General features: G+C 61.7%; 15 protein-coding genes and 1 tRNA gene. 9 read left to right on the top strand and 7 right to left on the bottom strand.

Annotation, left to right across the window (positions count from 1 at the left end; all coding sequences use genetic code 11):
* Positions 1 to 34: 34 nt before the first annotated feature.
* The 5 genes from ACN50D_RS21590 (at position 35) to ACN50D_RS21570 (ending at position 9,403) form a co-directional block, all read left to right on the top strand.
* Entirely contained in the window at positions 35 to 892 is an 858-nt protein-coding gene (locus ACN50D_RS21590; RefSeq protein ID WP_211921320.1) for a TM2 domain-containing protein, read from the top strand.
* 133 nt (positions 893 to 1,025) lie between these two features.
* On the top strand, positions 1,026 to 5,525 hold the full coding sequence (gene gltB, locus ACN50D_RS21585) for a glutamate synthase large subunit (RefSeq protein ID WP_211921114.1): 4,500 nt from the start codon (positions 1,026 to 1,028) through the stop codon (positions 5,523 to 5,525).
* Positions 5,518 to 7,020: a glutamate synthase subunit beta gene (locus tag ACN50D_RS21580; RefSeq protein WP_211921112.1), complete on the top strand. Its 1,503-nt coding sequence runs from the start codon at positions 5,518 to 5,520 to the stop codon at positions 7,018 to 7,020. The genes gltB and ACN50D_RS21580 overlap by 8 nt, the downstream gene beginning before the upstream one ends.
* Positions 7,021 to 7,102: 82 nt before the next feature.
* A complete protein-coding gene (pyk, locus tag ACN50D_RS21575) occupies positions 7,103 to 8,521 on the top strand; it encodes a pyruvate kinase (RefSeq protein WP_003944038.1) in 1,419 nt (472 codons plus the stop codon).
* A complete protein-coding gene (locus ACN50D_RS21570) occupies positions 8,522 to 9,403 on the top strand; it encodes an acyl-CoA thioesterase (RefSeq protein ID WP_211921110.1) in 882 nt (293 codons plus the stop codon).
* A gap of 33 nt (positions 9,404 to 9,436) precedes the next feature.
* On the opposite strand, the gene ACN50D_RS21565 is transcribed toward ACN50D_RS21570, so the two are convergent.
* Positions 9,437 to 9,940 carry an SRPBCC domain-containing protein gene (locus tag ACN50D_RS21565; RefSeq protein ID WP_042923025.1) on the bottom strand — a complete coding sequence of 168 codons (504 nt, stop codon included), beginning with the start codon at positions 9,938 to 9,940 and terminating at the stop codon, positions 9,437 to 9,439.
* Positions 9,941 to 10,218: 278 nt separating this feature from the next.
* Between ACN50D_RS21565 and ACN50D_RS21560 the strand changes: the two genes are divergently transcribed.
* On the top strand, positions 10,219 to 11,190 hold the full coding sequence (locus ACN50D_RS21560; RefSeq protein WP_166502344.1) for a bifunctional 5,10-methylenetetrahydrofolate dehydrogenase/5,10-methenyltetrahydrofolate cyclohydrolase: 972 nt from the start codon (positions 10,219 to 10,221) through the stop codon (positions 11,188 to 11,190).
* Positions 11,191 to 11,301: 111 nt separating this feature from the next.
* On the opposite strand, the gene ACN50D_RS21555 is transcribed toward ACN50D_RS21560, so the two are convergent.
* Together ACN50D_RS21555 and ACN50D_RS21550 are read right to left on the bottom strand one after the other, a co-directional pair.
* A complete protein-coding gene (locus ACN50D_RS21555) occupies positions 11,302 to 11,934 on the bottom strand; it encodes an AMIN-like domain-containing (lipo)protein (protein ID WP_211921108.1) in 633 nt (210 codons plus the stop codon).
* 75 nt (positions 11,935 to 12,009) lie between these two features.
* Positions 12,010 to 12,086: transfer RNA gene (locus ACN50D_RS21550), tRNA-Leu, on the bottom strand.
* Positions 12,087 to 12,193: 107 nt separating this feature from the next.
* On the opposite strand from ACN50D_RS21550, the gene ACN50D_RS21545 reads away from it, so the two are divergent.
* The gene (locus ACN50D_RS21545; protein WP_003944029.1) at positions 12,194 to 12,811 is read left to right on the top strand and encodes an ANTAR domain-containing response regulator; all 618 of its coding nucleotides are present in this window, start codon (positions 12,194 to 12,196) and stop codon (positions 12,809 to 12,811) included.
* A 208-nt stretch (positions 12,812 to 13,019) separates the two neighbouring features.
* Complete coding sequence (locus tag ACN50D_RS21540; RefSeq protein WP_003944031.1) at positions 13,020 to 14,351, top strand: ABC transporter substrate-binding protein; 1,332 nt, start codon at positions 13,020 to 13,022, stop codon at positions 14,349 to 14,351.
* 71 nt (positions 14,352 to 14,422) lie between these two features.
* Here ACN50D_RS21540 and ACN50D_RS21535 read toward each other — a convergent pair whose 3' ends face one another.
* Genes ACN50D_RS21535 through ACN50D_RS21520 form a run of 4 tightly spaced genes read right to left on the bottom strand, consistent with a single transcriptional unit; the run spans position 14,423 to position 18,552 of the window.
* Positions 14,423 to 15,229, bottom strand: coding sequence for an ABC transporter ATP-binding protein (locus tag ACN50D_RS21535; protein ID WP_211921106.1), 807 nt, complete (start codon positions 15,227 to 15,229; stop codon positions 14,423 to 14,425).
* Positions 15,226 to 16,254, bottom strand: a complete 1,029-nt coding sequence (locus tag ACN50D_RS21530) for an ABC transporter ATP-binding protein (protein WP_211921104.1) — start codon at positions 16,252 to 16,254, stop codon at positions 15,226 to 15,228. Before ACN50D_RS21530 ends, ACN50D_RS21535 begins: the two co-directional genes overlap by 4 nt.
* Positions 16,247 to 17,236, bottom strand: coding sequence for a branched-chain amino acid ABC transporter permease (locus ACN50D_RS21525; protein WP_003944088.1), 990 nt, complete (start codon positions 17,234 to 17,236; stop codon positions 16,247 to 16,249). Before ACN50D_RS21525 ends, ACN50D_RS21530 begins: the two co-directional genes overlap by 8 nt.
* Positions 17,237 to 17,241: 5 nt before the next feature.
* Positions 17,242 to 18,552, bottom strand: coding sequence for a branched-chain amino acid ABC transporter permease (locus tag ACN50D_RS21520; RefSeq protein ID WP_223304673.1), 1,311 nt, complete (start codon positions 18,550 to 18,552; stop codon positions 17,242 to 17,244).
* A 302-nt stretch (positions 18,553 to 18,854) separates the two neighbouring features.
* On the opposite strand from ACN50D_RS21520, the gene polA reads away from it, so the two are divergent.
* Complete coding sequence (gene polA, locus ACN50D_RS21515) at positions 18,855 to 21,602, top strand: DNA polymerase I (RefSeq protein WP_007728727.1); 2,748 nt, start codon at positions 18,855 to 18,857, stop codon at positions 21,600 to 21,602.
* Positions 21,603 to 21,619 lie beyond the last annotated feature (17 nt).

Below are 21,619 nucleotides of genomic sequence, written 5' to 3'. Positions count from 1 at the left end.
CGTCGTCGAATCGAAGGAAAGTACGTTGCCTAACTTGAACAAGAATCCGGAACCTTCCGAGTCGGGGGACTCGTCTGGATCACAGCCGCCGGTTCCACCGCAGTTCGGGTCGCCGTTCGACTACGACGCGACGGCGGATGCGTCGTTGACGGAAACCTCGGCACCCACCGAAAAGACGCCGTCGACGGAGACCACCGGCACCGGTCCAGGCTGGGACACGTATTCGGGAGTCGGAAACGGTCCGGGGTGGGGAAACCACCCCATCTACCCGCCGCCGACCGGAACCGAATCGACCACAGCGTTTCCCGCTGCCGATTCTGATTCCACCCCGAATCAGCCGACAGCGCCGTACACGTCGCAGGAAAGTTACGCCGCCCAGAACTATCCGGCGACCGACTATCCGGCGACCGACTATCCGGCGCCGGACTACTCGAGCCCGACCCAAACCCCGACGGACGGTCCCGTCTACGGTGCACCGGCAGATCAGACTCCGAATCCCTACGCGGCTCCGCCGCAGGGCTACCCCCAGCCGGGATACTCACAGCCGGGATACTCACAGCCGGGTTACGGTCAGCCTCAGGGGTACCCACAAGCTCAGGGTTATCCTCAGCCTGGCTACGGCCTGGTCGACCCGTCCGCACCATACGGACGTGACCCGATGACCGGTGAACCGTACTCGGACAAGTCGAAGACGACTGCCGGATTGCTGGGCATTCTGCTCGGCGGATTCGGTGCAGGACGTTTTTATCTCAACCAGCCCGGCATGGCTGTCGCACAGATCGCGGTCACTTGGTTGACGTGTGGAATCGGTGGCATCTGGCCGCTCATCGACGGAATCATGATGTTGACCGGCAGTGTGCGCGATCAGTACAACCGCCGTTTGCGTAGCTGATCGAAACGACCCTCGGCAAGTGTGACCCCCTGATGCCTCGGTATCAGGGGGTCACCGTTTTGCTCTCGCGACCTGCGGTTATGGGCTGATAAACTAGCGCACGTCGGCTGCATGTCCGCGTGGAGGTCGCCGAGTGCTGTTTTCTCGAATACCTGAACCTCGGGGCCTGTACGACCCCGATCAGGAAACCGATTCGTGTGGTGTAGCCGTGGTAGCAGACACCTCTGGACGCCACCTGCATTCCATTGTCGACGATGCGCTCGCGGTCCTGGGCAATCTCTCCCATCGCGGCGCAGTTGGGCGCGAATCCAACAGCGGAGACGGCGCGGGCATTCTGATTCAGCTGCCGACGGAGTTCTTCGACGCGGTGACCGAGTTCGAGCTTCCACCACCCAACGCGATGGGTGAGAACACCTACGCGGCCGGAAACTGCTTTCTCCCGGTGGATCAGGAAGCACGTTGGCGCGCGGTAGTTCGGATACACCGGTACGCAGCGGCAGAAGGACTGCAGATTATCGGGTGGCGAGAGGTGCCGGTCGACCGAGACTGCGTCGGAACCGTTGCCGCGCAGTGCGCTCCGTACGTCAGTCAGTGTTTTGTGACGTGCGCCGAGTCGCGAGATCGTAGTGTGGGCGGAATTGCCTTGGACAGACGAGTGTTTGCGCTCAGGAGACAGGTCGAGCGGATTCACTGTGCCAACACTGCAGTGTATTTCCCCTCGTTGTCCGCCCGAACCATCGTGTACAAGGGCATGCTGACGCCGACGCAGTTACCCGGTTACTTCACCGACCTACGCGACGACCGAATGCGAACTGCGTTGGCAGTCGTGCACAGTCGATACTCCACGAACACATTTCCGTCGTGGCCACTCGCTCAGCCGTATCGCTGCATCGCCCACAACGGCGAGATCAATACGATTGTGGGAAACAGGAATTGGATGCGCGCTCGCGAGCCGATGCTGCGGAGCACACTTTTAGGTGGGGACATCGATCGCCTGTTTCCGATCTGCACCCCGGGAGGATCCGACTCTTCGTCGTTCGACGAAGTACTGGAGTTTTTGACGCTCGGGGGCCGCAGTGTGCAACACGCCATCGCGATGATGATTCCCGGAGCCTGGGAGAACGATTCTTCGATGCCCGACGAGATAAAGGCCTTCTACCAATTTCACGGTTGTCTGATGGAACCGTGGGACGGTCCGGCGTCCGTGACGTTCAGCGACGGCATTGTTGTCGGGGCCGTGTTGGATCGCAACGGTCTTCGCCCAGGGCGATGGTGGCGGATGAAGAACGACCGTATCGTGTTGGCCAGTGAGAGCGGTGTGTTCGACGCTCCCACGTCCGAGGTGTTGGAGAAGGGGCGCCTCGAACCGGGACGCATGTTTCTCGTGGACACCGCTCGCCATCGGATCGTTTCCGATGCGGAGATCAAGTCCGAACTCGCGAGCACAGCCCCCTACCGGGACTGGGTCGACGGGGGATTGGTCGACCTGGAGGACATCCCCGAGACTGCGCCTGCCCGAGGCGATCCGGCTCCGCTGTTGCAACGGCAGTTGCTCTTCGGATACCACGCCGAGGACCTGCGGGACATTCTTGTCCCGATGGCAAGCTCAGGATCGGAGCCGTTGGGATCGATGGGTGTCGACACGCCTCTCGCCGTTCTTTCGGATCGGCCGAAGCTGTTGTACGACTACTTTATTCAGCTCTTTGCTCAGGTGACCAACCCGCCTTTGGACGCGATTCGCGAGGAAGTCGTCACTACGCTTGGTGTCACCCTCGGCGCTGAGCAGAACTTGTTCGAAGCGTCGGCGCTGTCGTGCCGAAGGATTGTTCTCGACAAACCGGTGATCGGACCGGGGAAGATGGCGAAGGTCGCCGAACTATACGGCGCAAGAACTCCGAGAAGCGCTGTCCTTCGCGCAGGTTTCGATCCGAGGGGCAGTCTCACCGAAGGCGTCGAGAGGCTTCGTGAGTCCGCCCGAACAGCCGCCGCAGCCGGAATCGAGATTCTGGTGATCTCCGACCGTGGATCAGGCCCTGAGCAGGCTCCCATTCCGTCATTGCTCGCAGTATCAGCCGTGCACCACGATCTGGTTCGTCATGGCCTGCGGACCAAGGTTTCCCTTGTCGTCGACTCGGGTGACGCGCGCGAAGTTCATCACATCGCGCTGCTGATCGGCTACGGTGCGGCGGCTGTCCACCCGTATCTTGCTCTCGAATCTGTCCAAGCCCTCAGCGAGCAGGACGAACTTCCCGGGATAGATCCGAAGACTGCGTCGGACAACTACCTGAGAGCAACAAATTTCGGCGTGCTCAAAGTGATGTCGAAGATGGGAATCGCTACGGTTCACTCCTACACGGGCGCACAGGTATTCGAGGCCGTGGGCTTGGGTCGAGAGTTGGTCGACGAATACTTCTGCAACACACGGAGCCGGATCGGCGGGATCGGTATCACTGAAGTCGCGCGCGAAGTTCTGATGCGCCACACGGCTGCGTTCTCGTCGTCCGCAGTGCAGCATCGTCAGTTCGACAATCGTCAGTTGACCGACAGCGGACAGTACCGGTATCGCCGCGATGGTGAATTGCATGTGTTCACACCCGAATCCGTGTTCTTCCTTCAGCATGCGACCCGGACGGGGCGAAGTGAAATCTTTCGCCGCTACAGCGATGAAGTCGATCGACTGAGCGCGCAGGGCGGAACACCGCGGGGATTGTTTCGATTTCGGTGTGAGGTTCGTCCGCCGATTCCGCTCGATCAGGTCGAACCCGTCGAGATGATTCTCGCTCGATTCAACACCGGTGCGATGAGCTACGGTTCCCTCTCTGCGGAGGCGCACGAGACGATGGCGGTTGCGATGAATGCTCTCGGCGGGCGTTCCAACACCGGTGAGGGCGGAGAGTCGCCGGAGCGGTTGCGTGACGACAAGCGTCGAAGCGCAGTCAAGCAGGTCGCGAGTGGGCGCTTCGGGGTGACCAGCGATTACCTGGTCAATGCCACCGACATTCAGATCAAGATGGCCCAAGGTGCCAAGCCCGGTGAAGGAGGGCAGCTTCCGGGGTCCAAGGTGTACCCGTGGATCGCGGAAACCCGGTACTCGACGCCTGGGGTCGGGCTCATTTCTCCGCCCCCGCACCACGACATCTATTCGATCGAGGATCTCGCCCAATTGATCTACGACCTCAGATGCGCAAACGATCGCGCGCGGATACACGTGAAGTTGGTCAGCGCAGCCGGAGTCGGGACTGTTGCGGCAGGTGTGGCCAAAGCGCACGCCGACGTGGTGCTGATCTCCGGTCACGACGGTGGGACGGGTGCTGCGGCACTCTCGTCCATCCACCACGCGGGTACGCCGTGGGAGATCGGGCTGGCCGAAACTCAGCAGACCCTGGTGCTCAACGGGTTACGCGATCGGATCGTCGTCCAGTGTGACGGGGGTTTGCGCACGGCGCGGGACGTCGTCGTCGCCGCGTTGCTGGGGGCGCAGGAGTACGGGTTTTCCACGGCGCCACTCATCGCGGCCGGGTGCGTCATGATGCGGGTATGTCACCTCGACACCTGCCCTGTCGGAGTAGCGACGCAGAATCCCGAACTGCGCGAGCGATTCACCGGCCGGCCCGAGTACGTCGAGAACTTCTTTCGCTCCATCGCCGACGACGTACGACGGCTGTTGGCAGAACTGGGGTTTCGAAGTATCGACGATGCTCTGGGGCACGCAGACGTATTGGAAATGTCTCCGGCGGTGGCACATTGGAAGAGTCGCACGTTGGACCTCTCACCACTCTTCGACGTTCCGGCCGCGCCGGCCGGCGCGGCCTTCCAACCGTATGTACCTACTTCGAGCGAACTCGAACGCACCCTGATCAAGTTGGCTGCGAACTCCCTCGAGGACGCTCGACCGGTGCATATCGAACTGCCAGTACACAATACGGATCGAGCGGTGGGAACGAGGCTGGGCGCTGAGGTGACCAGACGCTACGGCGCCGTCGGGTTACCTGACGGCACCATCGACGTCGTGCTCCGTGGAACGGCAGGCCAGTCACTCGGTGCGTTCCTGCCACCGGGCATCTCGCTGGTCGTTGTCGGCGATGCAAACGATTACGTGGGAAAGGGGCTCTCGGGTGGACGAATTGTGCTTCGGCCGAGTGAGGACGCACCCTTCGTGGCCGAGGAGCAGGTGATTGCCGGCAATACGCTGCTGTACGGCGCTACGAGCGGTGCGCTCTATGCCAGGGGGCGTGTCGGGGAACGATTCGCGGTGCGAAACTCGGGTGCGGTCGCTGTGGTGGAAGGCGTCGGCGACCATGCGTGTGAGTACATGACCGGGGGTCGCGTCGTCATCATCGGCCCAACTGGTAGGAACCTTGCTGCGGGAATGTCGGGCGGAATTGCCTTCGTACTCGATGTGAAGGCAGAGAAGGTCAACCGCGACATGGTCGTGCTGGAGCGGCCTTCGGCGGAAGACTGTCGTCAGCTGGTCGACATTCTCGGCGAGCATTTCGCTGCGACCGGCTCGCCGGTGGCTGCGAAACTTCTCGACGACTGGGTTGGCCAGAGTCCGAGATTCACCAAAGTCTTGCCTGTCGACTACCGGAAGGTCGTGGAAGAGAACGAACTGGTGGAGCCGGCTCATGCCTGACGCACGCGGGTTCCTCAACGTGAAACGATCCGACGCACCGACCAGATCGCCCGATGTGCGTGTCGGCGACTGGGCGTCGGTATACGAGTCGCTGGATCCCGTCGTGCGAAATCGAGACGTATCTGCACAGGCCTCGCGTTGCATGGACTGCGCTGTGCCGTACTGCCATTCGGCCGACGTAGGGTGTCCGCTCGGCAATCTCATTCCGGAATGGAACGACCTGGTTCGGCGTGGACGGTGGTCCGAAGCCTCGGAGAATCTGCATTCCACCAACAATTTCCCCGAGTTCACCGGACATCTGTGCCCCGCACCGTGCGAAACGGCGTGCGTTCTCGCACTCGACGACGAGCACACGTCGGGGGGTGTCACCATCAAGCGCATCGAACAGGCGATTGTCGACAACGCCTGGGAGTCGGGTTGGTTGGGGCCGCAGGCTGCGGTAGTTCACAGCGGAAACCGTGTTGCGGTTGTCGGTTCGGGACCGGCGGGACTGGCCGCGGCTCAACAACTGACACGAGCCGGACACAGTGTCACGGTGTTCGAGCGGAGCGATCGGATCGGGGGACTGCTTCGCTACGGAATTCCTGAATTCAAGTTGCCCAAGGCCCTCATCAACCGGCGGCTGGACCAACTGACCGCCGAGGGGACCCGATTCGTCACCGACTGCGCCGTCGGAGTGAACGTGAGCGCGCACGACCTCCTGACGGATTTCGAGGCGGTAATCCTGGCGGTCGGGGCTGATCGTGTCAGAGACACCGACGTACCGGGTCGTAGTCTTCGTGGAATCCATCCTGCGATGACGTATCTGCGGGCGGCCAACCGCGAATGCGAGGGTGATGGTGCGTCGAGCATCTCGGCGCGAGGTAAAAACGTCGTGATCATCGGTGGCGGCGACACGGCCGCCGACTGCCTCGGCACGGTGCATCGCCAGGGTGCGCTCTCGGTGACGGAATTGGACTACCACGTCCCACCTCCGGCACGCCGCGATCGAGATCGCGACCCATGGCCGTTGTGGCCGCGGGTCCTGCGCACCTCGCCGGCGGACGAGGAGGGCAGTGACAAACGATTCCGATGGGCGGCGCAGGAATTTCTCGACGACGGTGGGGGTGCGGTCCGCGCAATCCGGATGGTTCCGGTAGCCGTGTCACGAGCGAAGGACGGACAACGGACCCTGGTGGAGACCGGCGACACGACGGATCTGGTGTGCGAGATGGTCCTGCTCGCTCTGGGTTTCGACGGCGTCGAAACCGCCCCGCTGCTCACCGACCTTGATGTCGGCACCGATCCACTCGGCAGAATCGAGTGTGATGTCGGGTGGCAGACCCGGACACCCGGCGTATTCGTCTGCGGCGACGCGCATCGCGGGGCGTCGCTGGTCGTGTGGGCGATTGCCGAGGGACGGTCGGCCGCACGTGCCGTCGACATGTTTCTCACAGGCGAGTCGGCGCTTCCGGCTCCGGTTCATCCAAAGGCATTTCCGCTGTTCGTGAGCTGACCAACTGAATCGAGTAAGTACAGAAAGTGCAGGTCGCAAATGCCGGATAGAAGTGCGGTGGGGTAGCGACTAGGCTCGAGCCGTGAACCGACGGACAAAAATTGTATGCACACTTGGACCTGCGACAGCTTCTGGCGACCGCATCCGTGAGCTCGTGGAGAGCGGCATGGACGTGGCGCGCCTCAACTTCAGCCACGGCGAGCATGCCGATCACGAAGAAAACTACATTCGCGTCCGCGCCGCGTCGGACGCCACCGGAAAGGCCGTCGGTGTTCTCGCCGACCTTCAGGGGCCCAAGATTCGCCTCGGCCGATTCAAGGACGAGCGGACCACCTGGGCCAACGGTGAAGAGGTTCGTATCACCGTCGACGACGTCGAGGGAACGCACGATCGCGTCGGGACCACGTACAAGGAATTGGCGCGCGACGCCAAGGCCGGCGATCGACTGCTGGTCGACGACGGAAAGGTCGGCCTGGTCGTCACGTCCATCGACGGCAACGACGTCGTCTGTCGGGTCACCGAAGGCGGTCCGGTCAGCAACAACAAGGGCCTCTCACTGCCCGGTATGAACGTCTCCGTTCCAGCCCTGTCGGGCAAGGACATCGCCGACCTCGAGTTCGCTCTCAAGCTGGGTGTCGACTTCATTGCACTCTCCTTCGTTCGCTCACCGGCGGACGTCGAATTGGTTCACGCCATCATGGATCGAGTCGGGCGCCGCGTTCCCGTCATCGCGAAGCTCGAGAAGCCCGAGGCCATCGACAATCTCGAAGCCATCGTGCTCGCGTTCGACGCCGTCATGGTCGCCCGCGGTGACCTCGGTGTCGAGTTGCCGCTCGAGCAGGTCCCGCTCGTTCAGAAGCGCGCAATCCAGATTGCTCGTGAGAACGCGAAGCCGGTCATCGTCGCGACGCAGATGCTCGAGTCGATGATCGAGAACTCACGTCCCACTCGCGCAGAGGCATCCGATGTCGCCAACGCCGTTCTCGACGGCGCCGACGCAGTCATGCTCTCGGGCGAGACTTCGGTGGGCAAGTACGTCATGGAAACCGTTCGCACCATGGCCCGCATCGTCGAGGCCGTCGAGAACGAATCGACCCGTGTCCCACCGTTGACCCACGTCCCGCGCACCAAGCGCGGTGTCATCTCGTACGCAGCACGCGACATCGGCGAACGTCTCGACGCCAAGGCCTTGGTTGCGTTCACTCAGTCCGGTGACACGGTGCGTCGACTGGCTCGTCTGCACACGCCGCTGCCGTTGCTCGCCTTCACACCGCTGCCCGCGGTGCGCAGTCAGCTGACGCTGACGTGGGGAACCGAGACGTTCCTGGTCGATGCGGTGGCCACCACCGACGAGATGGTGCGTCAGGTGGACAGTGCGTTGCTCTCCCTCGGGCGGTACGTCAAGGGCGACCTCGTGGTCATCGTTGCCGGATCCCCTCCGGGAACTGTCGGTTCCACCAACCTCATTCACGTCCACCGTATCGGCGAAGAGGACCACTGAGTGACCCACGCGAACGCGTCCACCGACCTCGGTACTCTCCTCGGTCTGTTGGATCTGGAGCAGATCGGTGAAGACGCGTTCCGTGGATACCACCCGAAACAGGTAGGTTCGCGGACGTTCGGCGGTCAGTTGGTGTCTCAGGCACTGATGGCCGCCGGGCGGACCGTCGACGGTGATCGCCCCATCCATGCGGTGAATGCCCATTTCATTCGCGGCGGAGATGTCAAGGCGCCCATCGAGTATCGGGTGGATCGTCATCGCGACGGGCGGGCGTTCGCCAACCGTCAGGTGACTGCCTATCAGGGTGAGAACGAATTGTTCGTGATGCTCGCGGCGTTCCAGGACTCCGGCAAGGGGCTCGACCATGCTGTCGAGATCCCGGATGTTCCACTTCCGGAGTCGTTGCCTCCCATCGGCGATCATCTGGTGGGGTACGAGGAAAAACTGCCGCATTTCAGTGCAGCGCTCAAGCCGATCGACATGCGGTACGCCAACGATCCGGCGTGGATCCTCAAGGGCACCGGCGAGAAACTCAACCACAATCGGGTGTGGATGCGCCCCGACGGTGATCTGCCGGACGATTTGCTCATTCACGCTGCGACGCTGGCATATTCGTCCGACACCACCGTGCTCGATTCGATTCTGACCACTCATGGTTTGTCCTGGGGTCATGATCGTATCGTCGCGGCGACGGTCAATCATTCGATCTGGTTCCATCGCCCGTTCCGGTTCACCGACTGGGTCCTGTACGCCACCGAATCGCCGGTCGCCGCAGGTTCGCGCGGTCTGGCAACCGGACGGTACTTCTCGGTGGAAGGACTGCTGTTGGCGACGGTGGTCCAAGAAGGAATGATCAGGCATTTCCCGCGTAAAGGGGAATGAGATGCGGGCCCGAGACTGAACTCGGGCCCAGAATCAAGCAGACTTGCGATATTGCGGTGAGAGTTCGTCGGCGCGGTCCCACGGAGACCAGTCGACTTCGCGTCCATCGAGTTGGGCCGCAACAACTTCCAAGCCCGCGTGCCAACCGGCGGCGTGCGCGTACGCGGACTCTTCGTCTTCCATCGTGTGGGTGAGAGTCAGCCAACAGCCGCCGGTGCCGTCCGGTGCCAGTTCCCAATGCAGAGTATCTGCGTCCCAGAGGAATTCGAGAATTCGGTGCGGGTGGACGCTGATGACCGTCCCGCGCGTCACGTGATCTGCGGGCAGTCCGAAACGCTCGACTTGTTCCGGTGTCACCTTGAACAGTAGATCCGCGCCGGGAGTGAGATCGAAATCGACGTCCGCCGGAAACCAGGCGTCGAGGTACTCGCGTTCCGTTATCACTTTCCAGACCTTGTCCGGTGCGTGCGGAATCGCCAGTTGGAAGCTCAGTGACACCCGACCGTCATAGGTCAGGTTTATCTTGCCGTTGTCCATCGGTGCCTCCAATGCTTGGTGCCCGTGCGGTTGCCCCCATCGTGCCATCTAATTGCACAGGATGGAATAACTGCAGGTCAGATCGTTACCTATTGATAGGTTATGTCGATTTGTCTCGTTTCGTGAGTGGCGTTCTCGACGCGTTTCGTGGCGGTGAAGCAACCGCGCGGTACGCTGACCACGCACGACTGGCGCGGGTGGGGATTACCACCGGGGAGTGCACATCGCGAGGCATCGACCGCCTGGGTGCTTCACACATCTTGTGTGAAGGGGGATCCATGTCTACCGAGAATCGGCCTACCGAAAACGTCTCTACCAAGAATCTGTCGACCCAGACCGCGCCCGCTCGAATAATCGACGGACGCGCAATTGCCGATGCTGCGCTCGCGGACCTGTCAGTGCGCACCAGGCAGTTTCGTGATGAGGCGGGGCACGTTCCTTGCCTGGCCGCCGTCATCGTGGGAGCGGACCCGGCCTCGAAGGCGTATGTACAGATGAAGGCCAAACGATCTGTCGCCGTCGGAATGACGTCGCGGACGGTCGAACTCCCGGTGAGTACAACCACCGAAGAACTGGTCGGCGTGCTGAGAGCGTTGTCGGCGGACCCTTCGATCGACGGCATACTGCTGCAACACCCGGTGCCAGACCACATCGACGAACGGGCCGCGTTCGATGCCATCTCGGCCGACAAAGACGTTGACGGCGTCACTTCGGCATCTTTTGCGGCAATGGCGTTGACCGGTGGGGGATTCGAATCGTGTACGCCGAGTGGCATCCTGCGCCTGCTCGACGCCACAGGCGTCGAACTCTCCGGAAAGCATGCTGTCGTGGTCGGCCGAAGCCCGATACTCGGATTGCCGATGGGAATGCTCCTCCTGCGTCGAGGCGCAACGGTGACATACTGCCATTCGCGCACCGTCGACCTGGCCGCCCACGTCGCCTCGGCAGACGTCGTCATCGCGGCCGTCGGTGTTCCGGAACTGATCAAAGGGGCGTGGATCAAGCCTGGGGCAGTGGTGATCGATGCGGGGTACAACGAGGGCAACGTCGGAGATGTGGAGTACGCCGCTGCGCTCCCACATGCCGGTGCGATCACACCAGTGCCGGGTGGCGTCGGCCCCATGACGGTGGCAGTCCTGCTGGAACAAACACTGGCAGCAGCAGTTCGAGCAGCGGACGTTCGGGCATGCAGTGAGAATCATGACAGTCGTGTTGAACCGGACCCCGCAATCGCCTCGGATCGATTGTGAGACCTCGGTTTCGAGACGGAGTATTCATCCGCCCCGCGATAACCGAATTACCGCGTCGAGCACCGCTGCGCTGGAATGGCTGAGCTGAGCGCGCAATTGGGTATTCGACAGTCAGCTGTCTGCCTTGGGGATGTCGATCGTCAACTGGGACGGTGAATCGGATGTCGATACGGTGTATGCCGGACGGATGTCGACCGTGCCGACAAACGACTGCAGGATCGCACTGTTCCTGGCTGCACTGTCTATGCGCGTGATGTTTTCGCCCTCGTGAGATACGGAGTTGAGCGACGAATCCGATTGGACTCCCATCAGGTCGACTTGAAGTATCGATCGACTTCCGACGTCCACGACTGTGCTGTCACCCGCTCGGATTGCTTCACTGACGTATTCGGTTTTCCAGAACACAGATCCGCTTCCGTCGAAGCGATAGGTGATGCGGGTGAAACCATCGTGATCGATCACGTCGATCTCGGTCACGTCGACGCGCGGAGTCGGTGAAGGGACCTCCGTGTCGTTCGGGAACGGGGGAGGCATGGAGATCTCGGTGGATGGGGCATCGATAGGGGGAGAGCCGACCTGAAGGGTGCCGGTCTGTGTTGCAGCATCGAGCGCGGCCTGGGTGGAAGATTCGCCGGCAGTGCTGGATTCGCCGGCAGTATTGGATTGGCCGTCTGTTTGACACCCGGTGAGCAGCGCGAGAATCGATATGGCTCCGAGCAGAGCAATCAGCCGGTGACCGTTCATGGATCGAATCTAACGGCGGTCGATCTGGGGTACAGCCGAATGCCGAAACCTTGCGGTGCGGCCAGCTGCGGCAGGTGGTGCCCTCGGTGAGACTCGAACTCACACTGGACGGGTTTTGAATCCGTTTCCTCTGCCAATTGGGATACGAGGGCTTGTTGCGATGACTACATTAGAAGATGCGATTTCAATGTCAAACACCGGTACCCTCTAATCGTTCGCGTCTCGTGTCGGGGCGGTTCGATGGAGGAGGATGGTGGCCATGAATTCGCCGCAGCCGCAAGGCAATCAGCTCGCACCCCGTCGTGTTGTCGTCGCTGAAGACGAGGCGTTGATCCGCATGGATCTGGTCGAGATGCTCCGCGAAGAGGGCTACGACGTCGTCGGTGAGGCGGGTGACGGGCAGGTCGCGGTGGAGTTGGCCGAGTCGCTCAAGCCTGATCTGGTCATCATGGACGTGAAAATGCCCAGGAGAGACGGCATCGACGCCGCTTCGGAGATTGCCGCCAAACGCATCGCTCCTGTTGTCATTCTCACAGCGTTCAGTCAGCGCGAGTTGGTCGAGCGCGCACGCGATGCCGGCGCCATGGCTTACTTGGTCAAGCCGTTCTCGATCAGTGACCTCGTTCCCGCTGTCGAATTGGCGGTCAGTCGTTTCCGCGAGGTGACGGCGCTCGAGCGTGAGGTCGCTGATCTTTCGGACCGGCTCGAAGCACGCAAGCTGATCGAGCGAGCCAAGAGTGTTCTGATGGTTCGCCAAGCGCTCACCGAACCTGAGGCGTTCAAGTGGATTCAGCGCGCCGCGATGGATCGGCGCTCCACGATGAAGGCGGTCGCACAGGTCGTACTGGAAACTCTGGGCGGTGAACCGGACGCTTGAGCAAAGTGTCCGGGTTACCCGGTTGCTGCGTCGACCGTCGAAACGTCGCGCAGCGCTACAGCCGTGTAAACACTGTGCACCTTCAGATAACAGTCAGGTCACAGGGCTTTCTTGAAGGATCGCGAAACGGTTCCAAGGTCTAGCGTCTGATCCCACAGCGAGCGCCAGTTCGGGTGGCGCGAGCACCGGCTGATCTTAGGAGCGTGGGATGGCTAGACGAACACTTGTGCGTACTGCTGCAGTTCTCGGCGCGGCATCACTGGCACTTGCAGGCTGTAGCTCGGACAAGTCGGATGACTCGTCTTCGAGTGGCTCTACGTCCGGCGCTTCTGCCGCGACGACATCCGTCACGACTGATTGCACCCCGGAGCAGGCCAAGGCCGGCGCCACCCCGTCCACGGAAGCGCTGCGCATCGGCACGCTTCTTCCCGATACAGGCAGCTTGTCGTTCCTCGGGCCGCCGATGGTCGCGGGCACCCAGCTGGGAGTCAACGACGTCAATGCAGCCGGAGGCGTTCTCGGCCAACCGGTCCAGCTGATTCCCGGCGATTCGGGTGACACCACAACGGACACCGCCAATACCACCGTCGACCGCGAATTGGCTGCAGGCACTCAGGTCATCGTCGGCGCCGCGTCGTCTTCGGTCTCGCTCAAGGTGATCGACAAGATCGCCAGCGCAGGCGTCGTGATGTTCTCGCCTGCCAACACCTCGGACCAATTCGTCTGCTACCCAGACAAGGGCATGTACTTCCGCACCGCTCCGACGGACGTACTGCAGGCTCAGGCCGTCGCACAGCTCATTTCGGACGACGGTGGTCAGCGCGTAGCGATCATGGCCCTCAACGACCCGTACGGGACGGGTCTGGCGGACAACATCGAAAAGAATCTGATCGATTCGGGTGTCCCCTCCGATCAGATCGAGAAGATCATCTACGACCCGAACGCGCAGTCGTTCAACTCCGAAGTCGATCAAGTCAAGAACTTCAATCCGGATGCAGTGGCACTGGTGGGCTTCGAAGAGTCGGCGAAGATCATCACGCGCATGCACGAAGTGGGCATCGGCCCGTCGGATGGAATGGCGATGTACGGCGTCGACGGCAACATGGGTAACGCTCTCGGCGAATCCGTGGCGAAGCCGTTGCTCGACACCATGCAGGGAACGACGCCCCTGACGGACGTCGGAGCTGCCTTCCAGGATCGTCTGAAGGCTGTGAACCCCTCTCTGATCGACTTCAACTACGCCGGAGAGTCATACGACGCGGTGGTGATCTCAGCGCTCGCTGCCGAGCAGGCGAAGTCGACGGCCGGTACCGACATCGCGGCCAACATTAACAGCGTCACCGAAGGCGGCACCAAGTGCACGTCCTACGTCGAGTGCCTGCCGTTGGTGAAGGCGGGAACCGACATCGACTACGACGGCATCACCGGTGAGTTGGACTTCAACGATTCGGGGGAGCCGTCCATCGGCTCGTACGGAAAGCTCAAGTTCGGCCCTGAGAACACCCTGACCACAGAAGGATTCGTGGTGGTGGGCAAGTAAGTCGTGGGCAGGTAAGCAGCCAACGAGAATGGGCCAGGGTCTCGCGACCCTGGCCCATTCTCGTGTCTGTCCTACTTCTCTTTGCTTCCAGCGAGCGTTCCCAAGTACAACTCGATCACCTTGGGGTCGTTCATCAGATTGGCGCCGGTGTCGGTGTACGCGTTCTTACCCTGATCGAGTACGTAACCGCGGTCGCAGATCTGAAGGCAGCGGCGCGCGTTCTGCTCGACCATGATGACCGAGACACCGACAGCATTGATCTTCTTGCAGCGGATGAACACCTCGTCCTGGAACATGGGGGACAGGCCCGCGGACGGTTCGTCGAGCAGCAGCACCGACGGATCCATCATCAGGGCCCGGCCCATCGCGACCATCTGGCGTTCGCCGCCGGAGAGTGCGCCGGCCTTCACCTTTCGTCGTTCACTCAGAAGAGGGAACAGTTCACTCACGAAGGCGAATCGTTCCGCGAATGCCTTGGGCCGCAGATAAATGCCCATTTCGAGGTTTTCTTCGATGGTCAGAGTCTGAAAGACGTTCTGTGTCTGAGGGACGTACCCGACTCCCTTCTGAACGAGGACGTGAGCGGGCGCAGACGTGATGTTGTCCTCGCGTAGGGTGACCGACCCTTCGCGTACCGGTATCAGTCCGAACAGTGATTTCAGGAGTGTCGATTTGCCTGCGCCGTTCGGTCCGATGATCCCGACGATTTCCCCTTCCTTCAGGAAGAAGTTGCATTCACGCAGGATGTTGACGCCGGGAATGTAGCCCGCGACGAGGCTGTCGGCGCGGAGCAGGGCACCTGCCGACAGTCGCTGATGCTCCTCGGCCGTCGCGGCGAACTCTGCAGGCGTGAGTGAACGTGCGTGGTTCTCGCTCATGGCTTCTCGTGCCTTCCGCGCGGTTCCTCGGGACTCGATTCCAGCGTCGCGGCGAGATCGGCCGGAAGGTTGTCGATGTCGGGTTCCGACAGGTCCCCGCCCGTCTCGAGGGTTTCGACCTCGGCTTCAGCCAGGGCGGCGGCCAGAACGGCCGTCTCGCCCACCGGATTTCCGTTGTCGTCGAACTCGAGGGCCTGGTCATGGTGGCTGCCCAGATATGCGTCGACGACGGCTGTGTTGGACGAGAGTTCGTCCGGGGTGGATTCGGCGATGACGCTGCCCTGCGCCATGACCACCACCCAATCGCTGATGTCTCGGATCACGTCCATGTCGTGCTCGACGAACACGACGGTCATTCCGTCGTCGCGCAATGACTTGATGTGTCCGAGCAGGCTTTGCGTCAGAGCAGGATTGACCCCCGCCATCGGTTCGTCCAGCATCACCACCGAGGGCGAGGTCATGAGTGCGCGAGCCATTTCGAGCAGTTTGCGCTGCCCACCGGAGAGTGAACCGGCGAGGTCGTCGGCCTTGGTGTCGAGTTTGAATTGTGCGAGGAGTTCGTTGGCGCGTTCGGTGATCTCGCGTTCCTGGCCTTTCCAGATCCACGGGACTAGAGATGCAAAAATGCGTTCACCACGTTGGCCGGTGGCACCGAGACGTACGTTGTCCAGCACGGTGAGTTTGGAGAGCGCCTTGGTCAACTGGAACGTCCGTACCACTCCTTTCCTGGCTACCTGGTGGGGATACATGCGGCCCAGCGATTGACCGTCCATCGACCACGTACCGGTGTCCGGCCGGTCGAATCCGGTAAGGAGGTTGAAGAGCGTCGTTTTTCCTGCACCGTTTGGACCGATCAGACCCGTGATGCACCCTCGTTGAATCTCGAGGTGATCGACGTCGACGGCCTTGAGACCGCCGAACGTCCGCGAGACGTTGTCAGCGACCAACACCGGGTCGGGTTTCGCCGATCCGGGAAGGTGAGGAACGTCGGCAAAGATCTGTGCTCTGGTATCGGCGTCAAGCATTGAGTTGCACCTCCCGCTTGTTACCCAGTATTCCCTGCGGTCTGAAGACCATCAGGAGAGCAATCATCAATCCGAGCAGGACATACCTGGTGGCCCCGACCTGTTGTTCGGTCAGCGAGAGCAGCGGATTCTCGCCGGAGATCGCCTGACGCAGCAAGGCATCAGGGATGGCGAGGAGGAACCAGAACAACATTGCGCCGACCACCGGGCCGAATACCGTTGCCGCCCCGCCCAGAATCAGTGCGCCGAACGCGAAGAACGTCTGCGCGGTCGAGTAGAAGTCCGGGTTGATGGACTTGGTCTGCAAAGCGTTGAACACCCCGGCCAGACCACCGATCACGCCGCCGAGAACCAGCGCCTGCATCTTGTACACGAAGACGTTCTTGCCCAACGATCGCGCTGCGTCCTCGTCTTCGCGAACCGCCTTGAGGACGCGCCCCCACGGACTGTGCGTCAACAGGTAGACAAATCCGCACAAGATCAAGACCAGCGTCCACCCCACGACCATCGACCAGAGGTCGTCTCCGTAGAACTTCACGCCGAGAAATGAGTACTGCTTGGCCGAGTCGAAGGGGCTCAGTGCGGTGAACGGGTCTGCGAAACCGAACAGGCCATTGGTGGAACCGGTCACCGAATCCGACGCGGTCGAGCGGAAGATCAGACGCAAGATCTCCGAGGCCGCGATGGTGACGATGGCGAGATAGTCGGCGCGCAGACGCAGCGTCGGAATACCGAGCACGAGCGCGAGGAGCCCGGCTGCGGTGAGTCCGACGAGGATGCCGAGCCAGAGCGGCTGGTCGTAGGTCACGGTCATGATGCCGACGCCGTAGCCGCCGAGAAGGGCAAAACCGATCTGACCGAAATTGAGCAGTCCGGCGTAGCCGAAGTGCAGGTTCAACCCGATTGCCAACAGTGCGTAGAAGATTGCCGACGGCCCGATCAGCTGGGCGAAGGAAACCTGGAAAGCTCCCATGATGTCCATATTCGTCACCCGATCCTTTGTCTGGATCCGAGGATGCCCTGGGGGCGAACCACGAGGATCACGATCAAGACGAGAAGTCCGCCGATGTATTTGAGGTCTGGGTTGATGATGAGCGTCGAGAGTTGGACCAGAAGTCCGACGATGACGCAGCCGAGTAGCGCCCCGTACGCGGTTCCCAGACCACCGAGGGTGATTCCGGCGAACATGAGCAGCAACAGTTTGAATCCCATTTCCCACTGGACGCGTCCGCCGAGTTCGGAGATGCCGAACAGCACACCGCCGAGGGCGGCCAATCCGCCGCCGAGACCCCAGACGAACATGATCACGCGCTCGACGTTGATTCCGGACGAAGCGGCGAGGTCACGATTGTCGGAGACGGCACGCATGGCCTTTCCGATGCGAGTCTTCTGCAGAAGCAGTGCGACGCCGACCAGGACGACCAGACTGACGATCATGACTATCGCGTTGGCGTCGGTCAGTGCGATCGGGCCCCAGTTCTTCTCGACCTGGCCCTGGTAGTCGTCGAACGGTTCGGCGCGGTCGGAGAAGAAGATCAGGATCAAGTAGCGCAATGAAATCGCGAGGCCGATCGAGACCACCAATTGCGCGATCAACCCGGTCTTGCGCTTACGCAGTGGTTTCCAGACGATTCCGTTGGTCAGCAGGCCGATGCCGATGCCGACGAAGATCGCGAGGATCGTGGCGGGAATCAGCGGAACGCCGAAGGACGTGTTGATCACCCAGGCAGCAACGGCTCCCAACGTCACCATCTCGCCGTGAGCGAAGTTGGTCAGGCCAGTGGTGCCGTAGATCAGGCTCAAACCCACACCGGCGATCGCGATCACGAGGCCGAACCGCAGACCGTCGACCGTCGTGCGGATCAGCTTCTCGCCGAAGCTGACATTCGAGGCGGTACGTACCTCGCCGAACGAGAAGATCACGGTGTTCGCGCGGCCGGCCACCACCTCGCGTTCGACAGCGGCTTGCACACTGACCCCGTCGGGAAGTGTGTCGGCAACGATCTCGAAGGTGTAGGTGCCCGGTGCCACGGCCAGTTCCCAACGGCCGTTCGATGCCGATTCTCCGGTGGCGACTTCCGTGCCGGAAGAATCGAGTGCACGCACGGTGACGCCCTCGAGGCGTGTGCCGCCGTTGTTGAGATTGCCGCTGACGGGGACAGCGTTGTCGGGAACCGGTGCTGTCGGTGGCGCGGATGCTGTCGGGGTCGGCGGTGTAGGGGAAGTGGTCGGTTCCTGAGCCGAAGCAGTTCCGGCCAGGCTGAGTAATGCGAAGAACGTCAGTAATGCAAAGGCCAGTAGTCGGCTGAGTGTCGCGAGGGTCTGCCGTTTCACTACGGGTGGGGCCACGTACGTCCTCCGAGCGGGTCGGGAATAGCGCGTCTGGACAAAGTGCCGCGCAGCAGAGGGATTGTTTCGCTGCTGCGATTTCCGGACTCTAACGGCTCCGTTCGCTTCAGATGGGGTTCTGAGATTTCCGGGATGTTTCGGTTCCGTATCGAAGGCCGAAGGCTGCATCAATTGTCCGATTCTTGTGTCTGTTCCTGCGTAAACAACGGCGAAGGCGTCGATGTCGGTCGCGATCCCTAGACTGATGAACCGTGAGCCCCGCAACCACAACTCGGTCCAGCACGTCCACCGCTCCAGCCGGCACCACCGGCAAGGCGGACGATCGCCCTCTCTTGATGCTTCTCGACGGGCATTCGTTGGCGTTTCGCGCCTTCTACGCGCTGCCTGCAGAGAACTTCAAGACACACAGTGGGCAGGCCACCAACGCGGTGTACGGCTTCACGTCGATGTTGATCAACCTTCTTCGTGACGAGCAGCCCACCCACCTGGCCGCGGCCTTCGACGTGTCGCGTCAGACGTTTCGCGCCGACCTGTTCCCCGAATACAAGGCGCAGCGCGCGAAGGCTCCGGACGAATTCAAGGGCCAGATCGACATCACCAAGGACGTTCTCGGCGCGCTGGGCATCCCGGTCATGGCCGAGGAAGGTTTCGAAGCCGACGACGTGATCGCCACCTTGACCACGCAGGCGGAGGCCCTCGGATACCGGGTTCTCGTCGTGACCGGTGACCGTGACTCGCTGCAACTGGTGACCGACAACGTCACTGTGCTCTACCCGAAGAAGGGTGTCTCGGAGCTCACCCGATTCACGCCGACGGCCGTAGAGGAGAAGTACAGCCTCAGCCCGGCGCAGTATCCCGATTTTGCTGCACTGCGCGGCGACCCGAGTGACAACCTCCCCGGCATCCCCGGCGTCGGCGAGAAGACCGCCACCAAGTGGATCCGTGAGTACGGCGACCTGCAGGGACTGGTCGACAACGTGGACAAGGTCCGCGGCAAGGTGGGCGACTCACTGCGGGAGAACCTCGCGAACGTCCTGCTCAATCGTCAGCTCACCGAAATGGTTCGCGACGTTCCCTTGCCGTACACGCCCGAGCAGTTGGTGTTGGCCCCGTGGGACCGCGAGAAGATTCATGCGTTGTTCGACGATCTCGAGTTCAAGGTTCTCCGCGATCGACTGTTCGCGACCCTGTCGTCGTCCGAGCCCGAAGCAGAGGAAGGGTTCGAGGTCAGCGGCGACGCACTCGCCCCGGGTGCGGTTGCCGCGTGGCTCGACGCCCACGCACGAACCGGTGAGCGTCACGGCGTGACGGTGCTCGGAACCAGAACTCCGTTCGCCGGCGACGTCACTGCACTCGCGATCGCGGCCTCCGACGGTGAATGTGCATACATCGCGGCGTCGACGGCAACACCGGAAGACGAAGCAGCTCTCGGTGATTGGCTCGCCGACGCATCGCAGCCGAAGGCGCTGCACGAAGCCAAGTGGGCGATCCATGCTCTGCGTGGGCGTGGTTGGACGCTCGGTGGACTGACCAGCGACACTGCTCTGGCCGCGTACCTCGTCCGGCCGGGCCAGCGCAGCTTCAATCTCGACGACCTCTCGCTCCGCTACCTCAAGCGTGAACTGCGCGCCGAAACATCCGGCCAGGAACAGCTTTCACTGCTCGACGACACCGAGCAGCTCGATGCCGAAGCGGCCGAGACCGCGATGCTCAGCGCTCAGGCCGTTCTCGACTTGGCAGCTGCACTGGACACCGAGTTGGAGTCGATCGAATCCAAGTCGCTCCTCTCCGACATGGAACTGCCGTTGACGATCGAGCTCGCTCAGATCGAGGCCACCGGCATCGCCGTCGACAGCGCGCATCTGCACGATCTTCAGAGCCGTTTCGCCTCCCAGGTCGCCGACGCAGCAAACTCGGCCTACGAGGTGATCGACAAGCAGATCAACCTGGGTTCGCCGAAGCAGCTGCAGGTGGTCTTGTTCGAAGAACTCGACATGCCCAAGACGAAGAAGACGAAGACGGGCTACACCACCGACGCCGAGGCGTTGCAGGGTCTGTTCGACAAGACAGGACACCCGTTCCTCGAACACCTTCTCGCGCACCGTGATGCGACGCGTATGAAGGTGACCGTCGACGGTCTTCTCAAGGCCGTAGCCGAAGACGGACGCATTCACACGACGTTCAACCAGACGGTTGCCGCGACCGGACGTCTGTCGTCGACCGATCCGAACTTGCAGAACATCCCGGTGCGAAACGACGCGGGGCGCGAGATTCGCGACGGATTCGTAGTCGGGCAAGGGTTCGACGTTCTACTCACTGCCGACTACAGCCAGATCGAAATGCGCATCATGGCGCACGTGTCAGGCGACGAGGGACTGATCGAGGCATTCAACACCGGTGAGGACCTGCACAGCTTTGTCGGCTCGCGCGCATTCGGTGTACCGATCGAAGAGGTGACTCCAGAACTGCGGCGCCGGGTCAAGGCGATGTCGTACGGTCTGGCCTACGGGCTCAGTGCCTACGGATTGGCGTCGCAGCTGAAGATTTCGACCGAAGAAGCGAAGCAGCAGATGGATGCGTACTTCGCTCGTTTCGGCGGCGTGCGGGATTACCTCCACGCGGTGGTCGAGCAGGCACGTAAGGACGGCTACACCTCGACGCTCTACGGTCGTCGTCGCTACCTGCCGGACCTCAACAGCGACAACCGTCAGCGTCGTGAGGTTGCCGAACGTGCTGCCCTCAATGCGCCGATCCAGGGCACTGCGGCCGACATCATCAAGGTGGCGATGATCAACGTGCAGAAGGCTCTCGCTGACGCCGGATTGAAGTCGCGCATGCTGTTGCAGGTGCACGACGAATTGGTGCTCGAAGTGGTTGCCTCCGAGTTGGAGGAGGTCACCGCGCTGGTCAAGGACAAGATGGCCACAGCCATCGAGCTGTCGGTACCTCTGGATGTTTCGGTGGGAACCGGTCGAAGCTGGGACAGCGCGGCTCACTAGGCAGCAACGAAAAAGGC

Origin of the sequence: Rhodococcus sp. SB1D (assembly GCF_048573875.1) — a bacterium.
Lineage (GTDB): Bacteria > Actinomycetota > Actinomycetes > Mycobacteriales > Mycobacteriaceae > Rhodococcus_F > Rhodococcus_F qingshengii.
The sequence above is the reverse complement of the archived record's forward strand: the minus strand, read 5'-3'. Positions and strand labels throughout refer to the sequence as shown.

What these genes read in the sequence shown, in the direction of transcription:
- ACN50D_RS21580 (WP_211921112.1), top strand. Translation starts at nt 5,518, where the DNA reads ATGCCTGACGCACGCGGGTTCCTCAACGTGAAACGATCCGACGCACCG.
- ACN50D_RS21565 (WP_042923025.1), bottom strand. Translation starts at nt 9,940, where the DNA reads ATGGACAACGGCAAGATAAACCTGACCTATGACGGTCGGGTGTCACTG.
- ACN50D_RS21560 (WP_166502344.1), top strand. Translation starts at nt 10,219, where the DNA reads ATGTCTACCGAGAATCGGCCTACCGAAAACGTCTCTACCAAGAATCTG.
- ACN50D_RS21555 (WP_211921108.1), bottom strand. Translation starts at nt 11,934, where the DNA reads ATGAACGGTCACCGGCTGATTGCTCTGCTCGGAGCCATATCGATTCTC.
- ACN50D_RS21545 (WP_003944029.1), top strand. Translation starts at nt 12,194, where the DNA reads ATGAATTCGCCGCAGCCGCAAGGCAATCAGCTCGCACCCCGTCGTGTT.
- ACN50D_RS21540 (WP_003944031.1), top strand. Translation starts at nt 13,020, where the DNA reads ATGGCTAGACGAACACTTGTGCGTACTGCTGCAGTTCTCGGCGCGGCA.
- ACN50D_RS21535 (WP_211921106.1), bottom strand. Translation starts at nt 15,229, where the DNA reads ATGAGCGAGAACCACGCACGTTCACTCACGCCTGCAGAGTTCGCCGCG.
- ACN50D_RS21530 (WP_211921104.1), bottom strand. Translation starts at nt 16,254, where the DNA reads ATGCTTGACGCCGATACCAGAGCACAGATCTTTGCCGACGTTCCTCAC.
- ACN50D_RS21525 (WP_003944088.1), bottom strand. Translation starts at nt 17,236, where the DNA reads ATGGACATCATGGGAGCTTTCCAGGTTTCCTTCGCCCAGCTGATCGGG.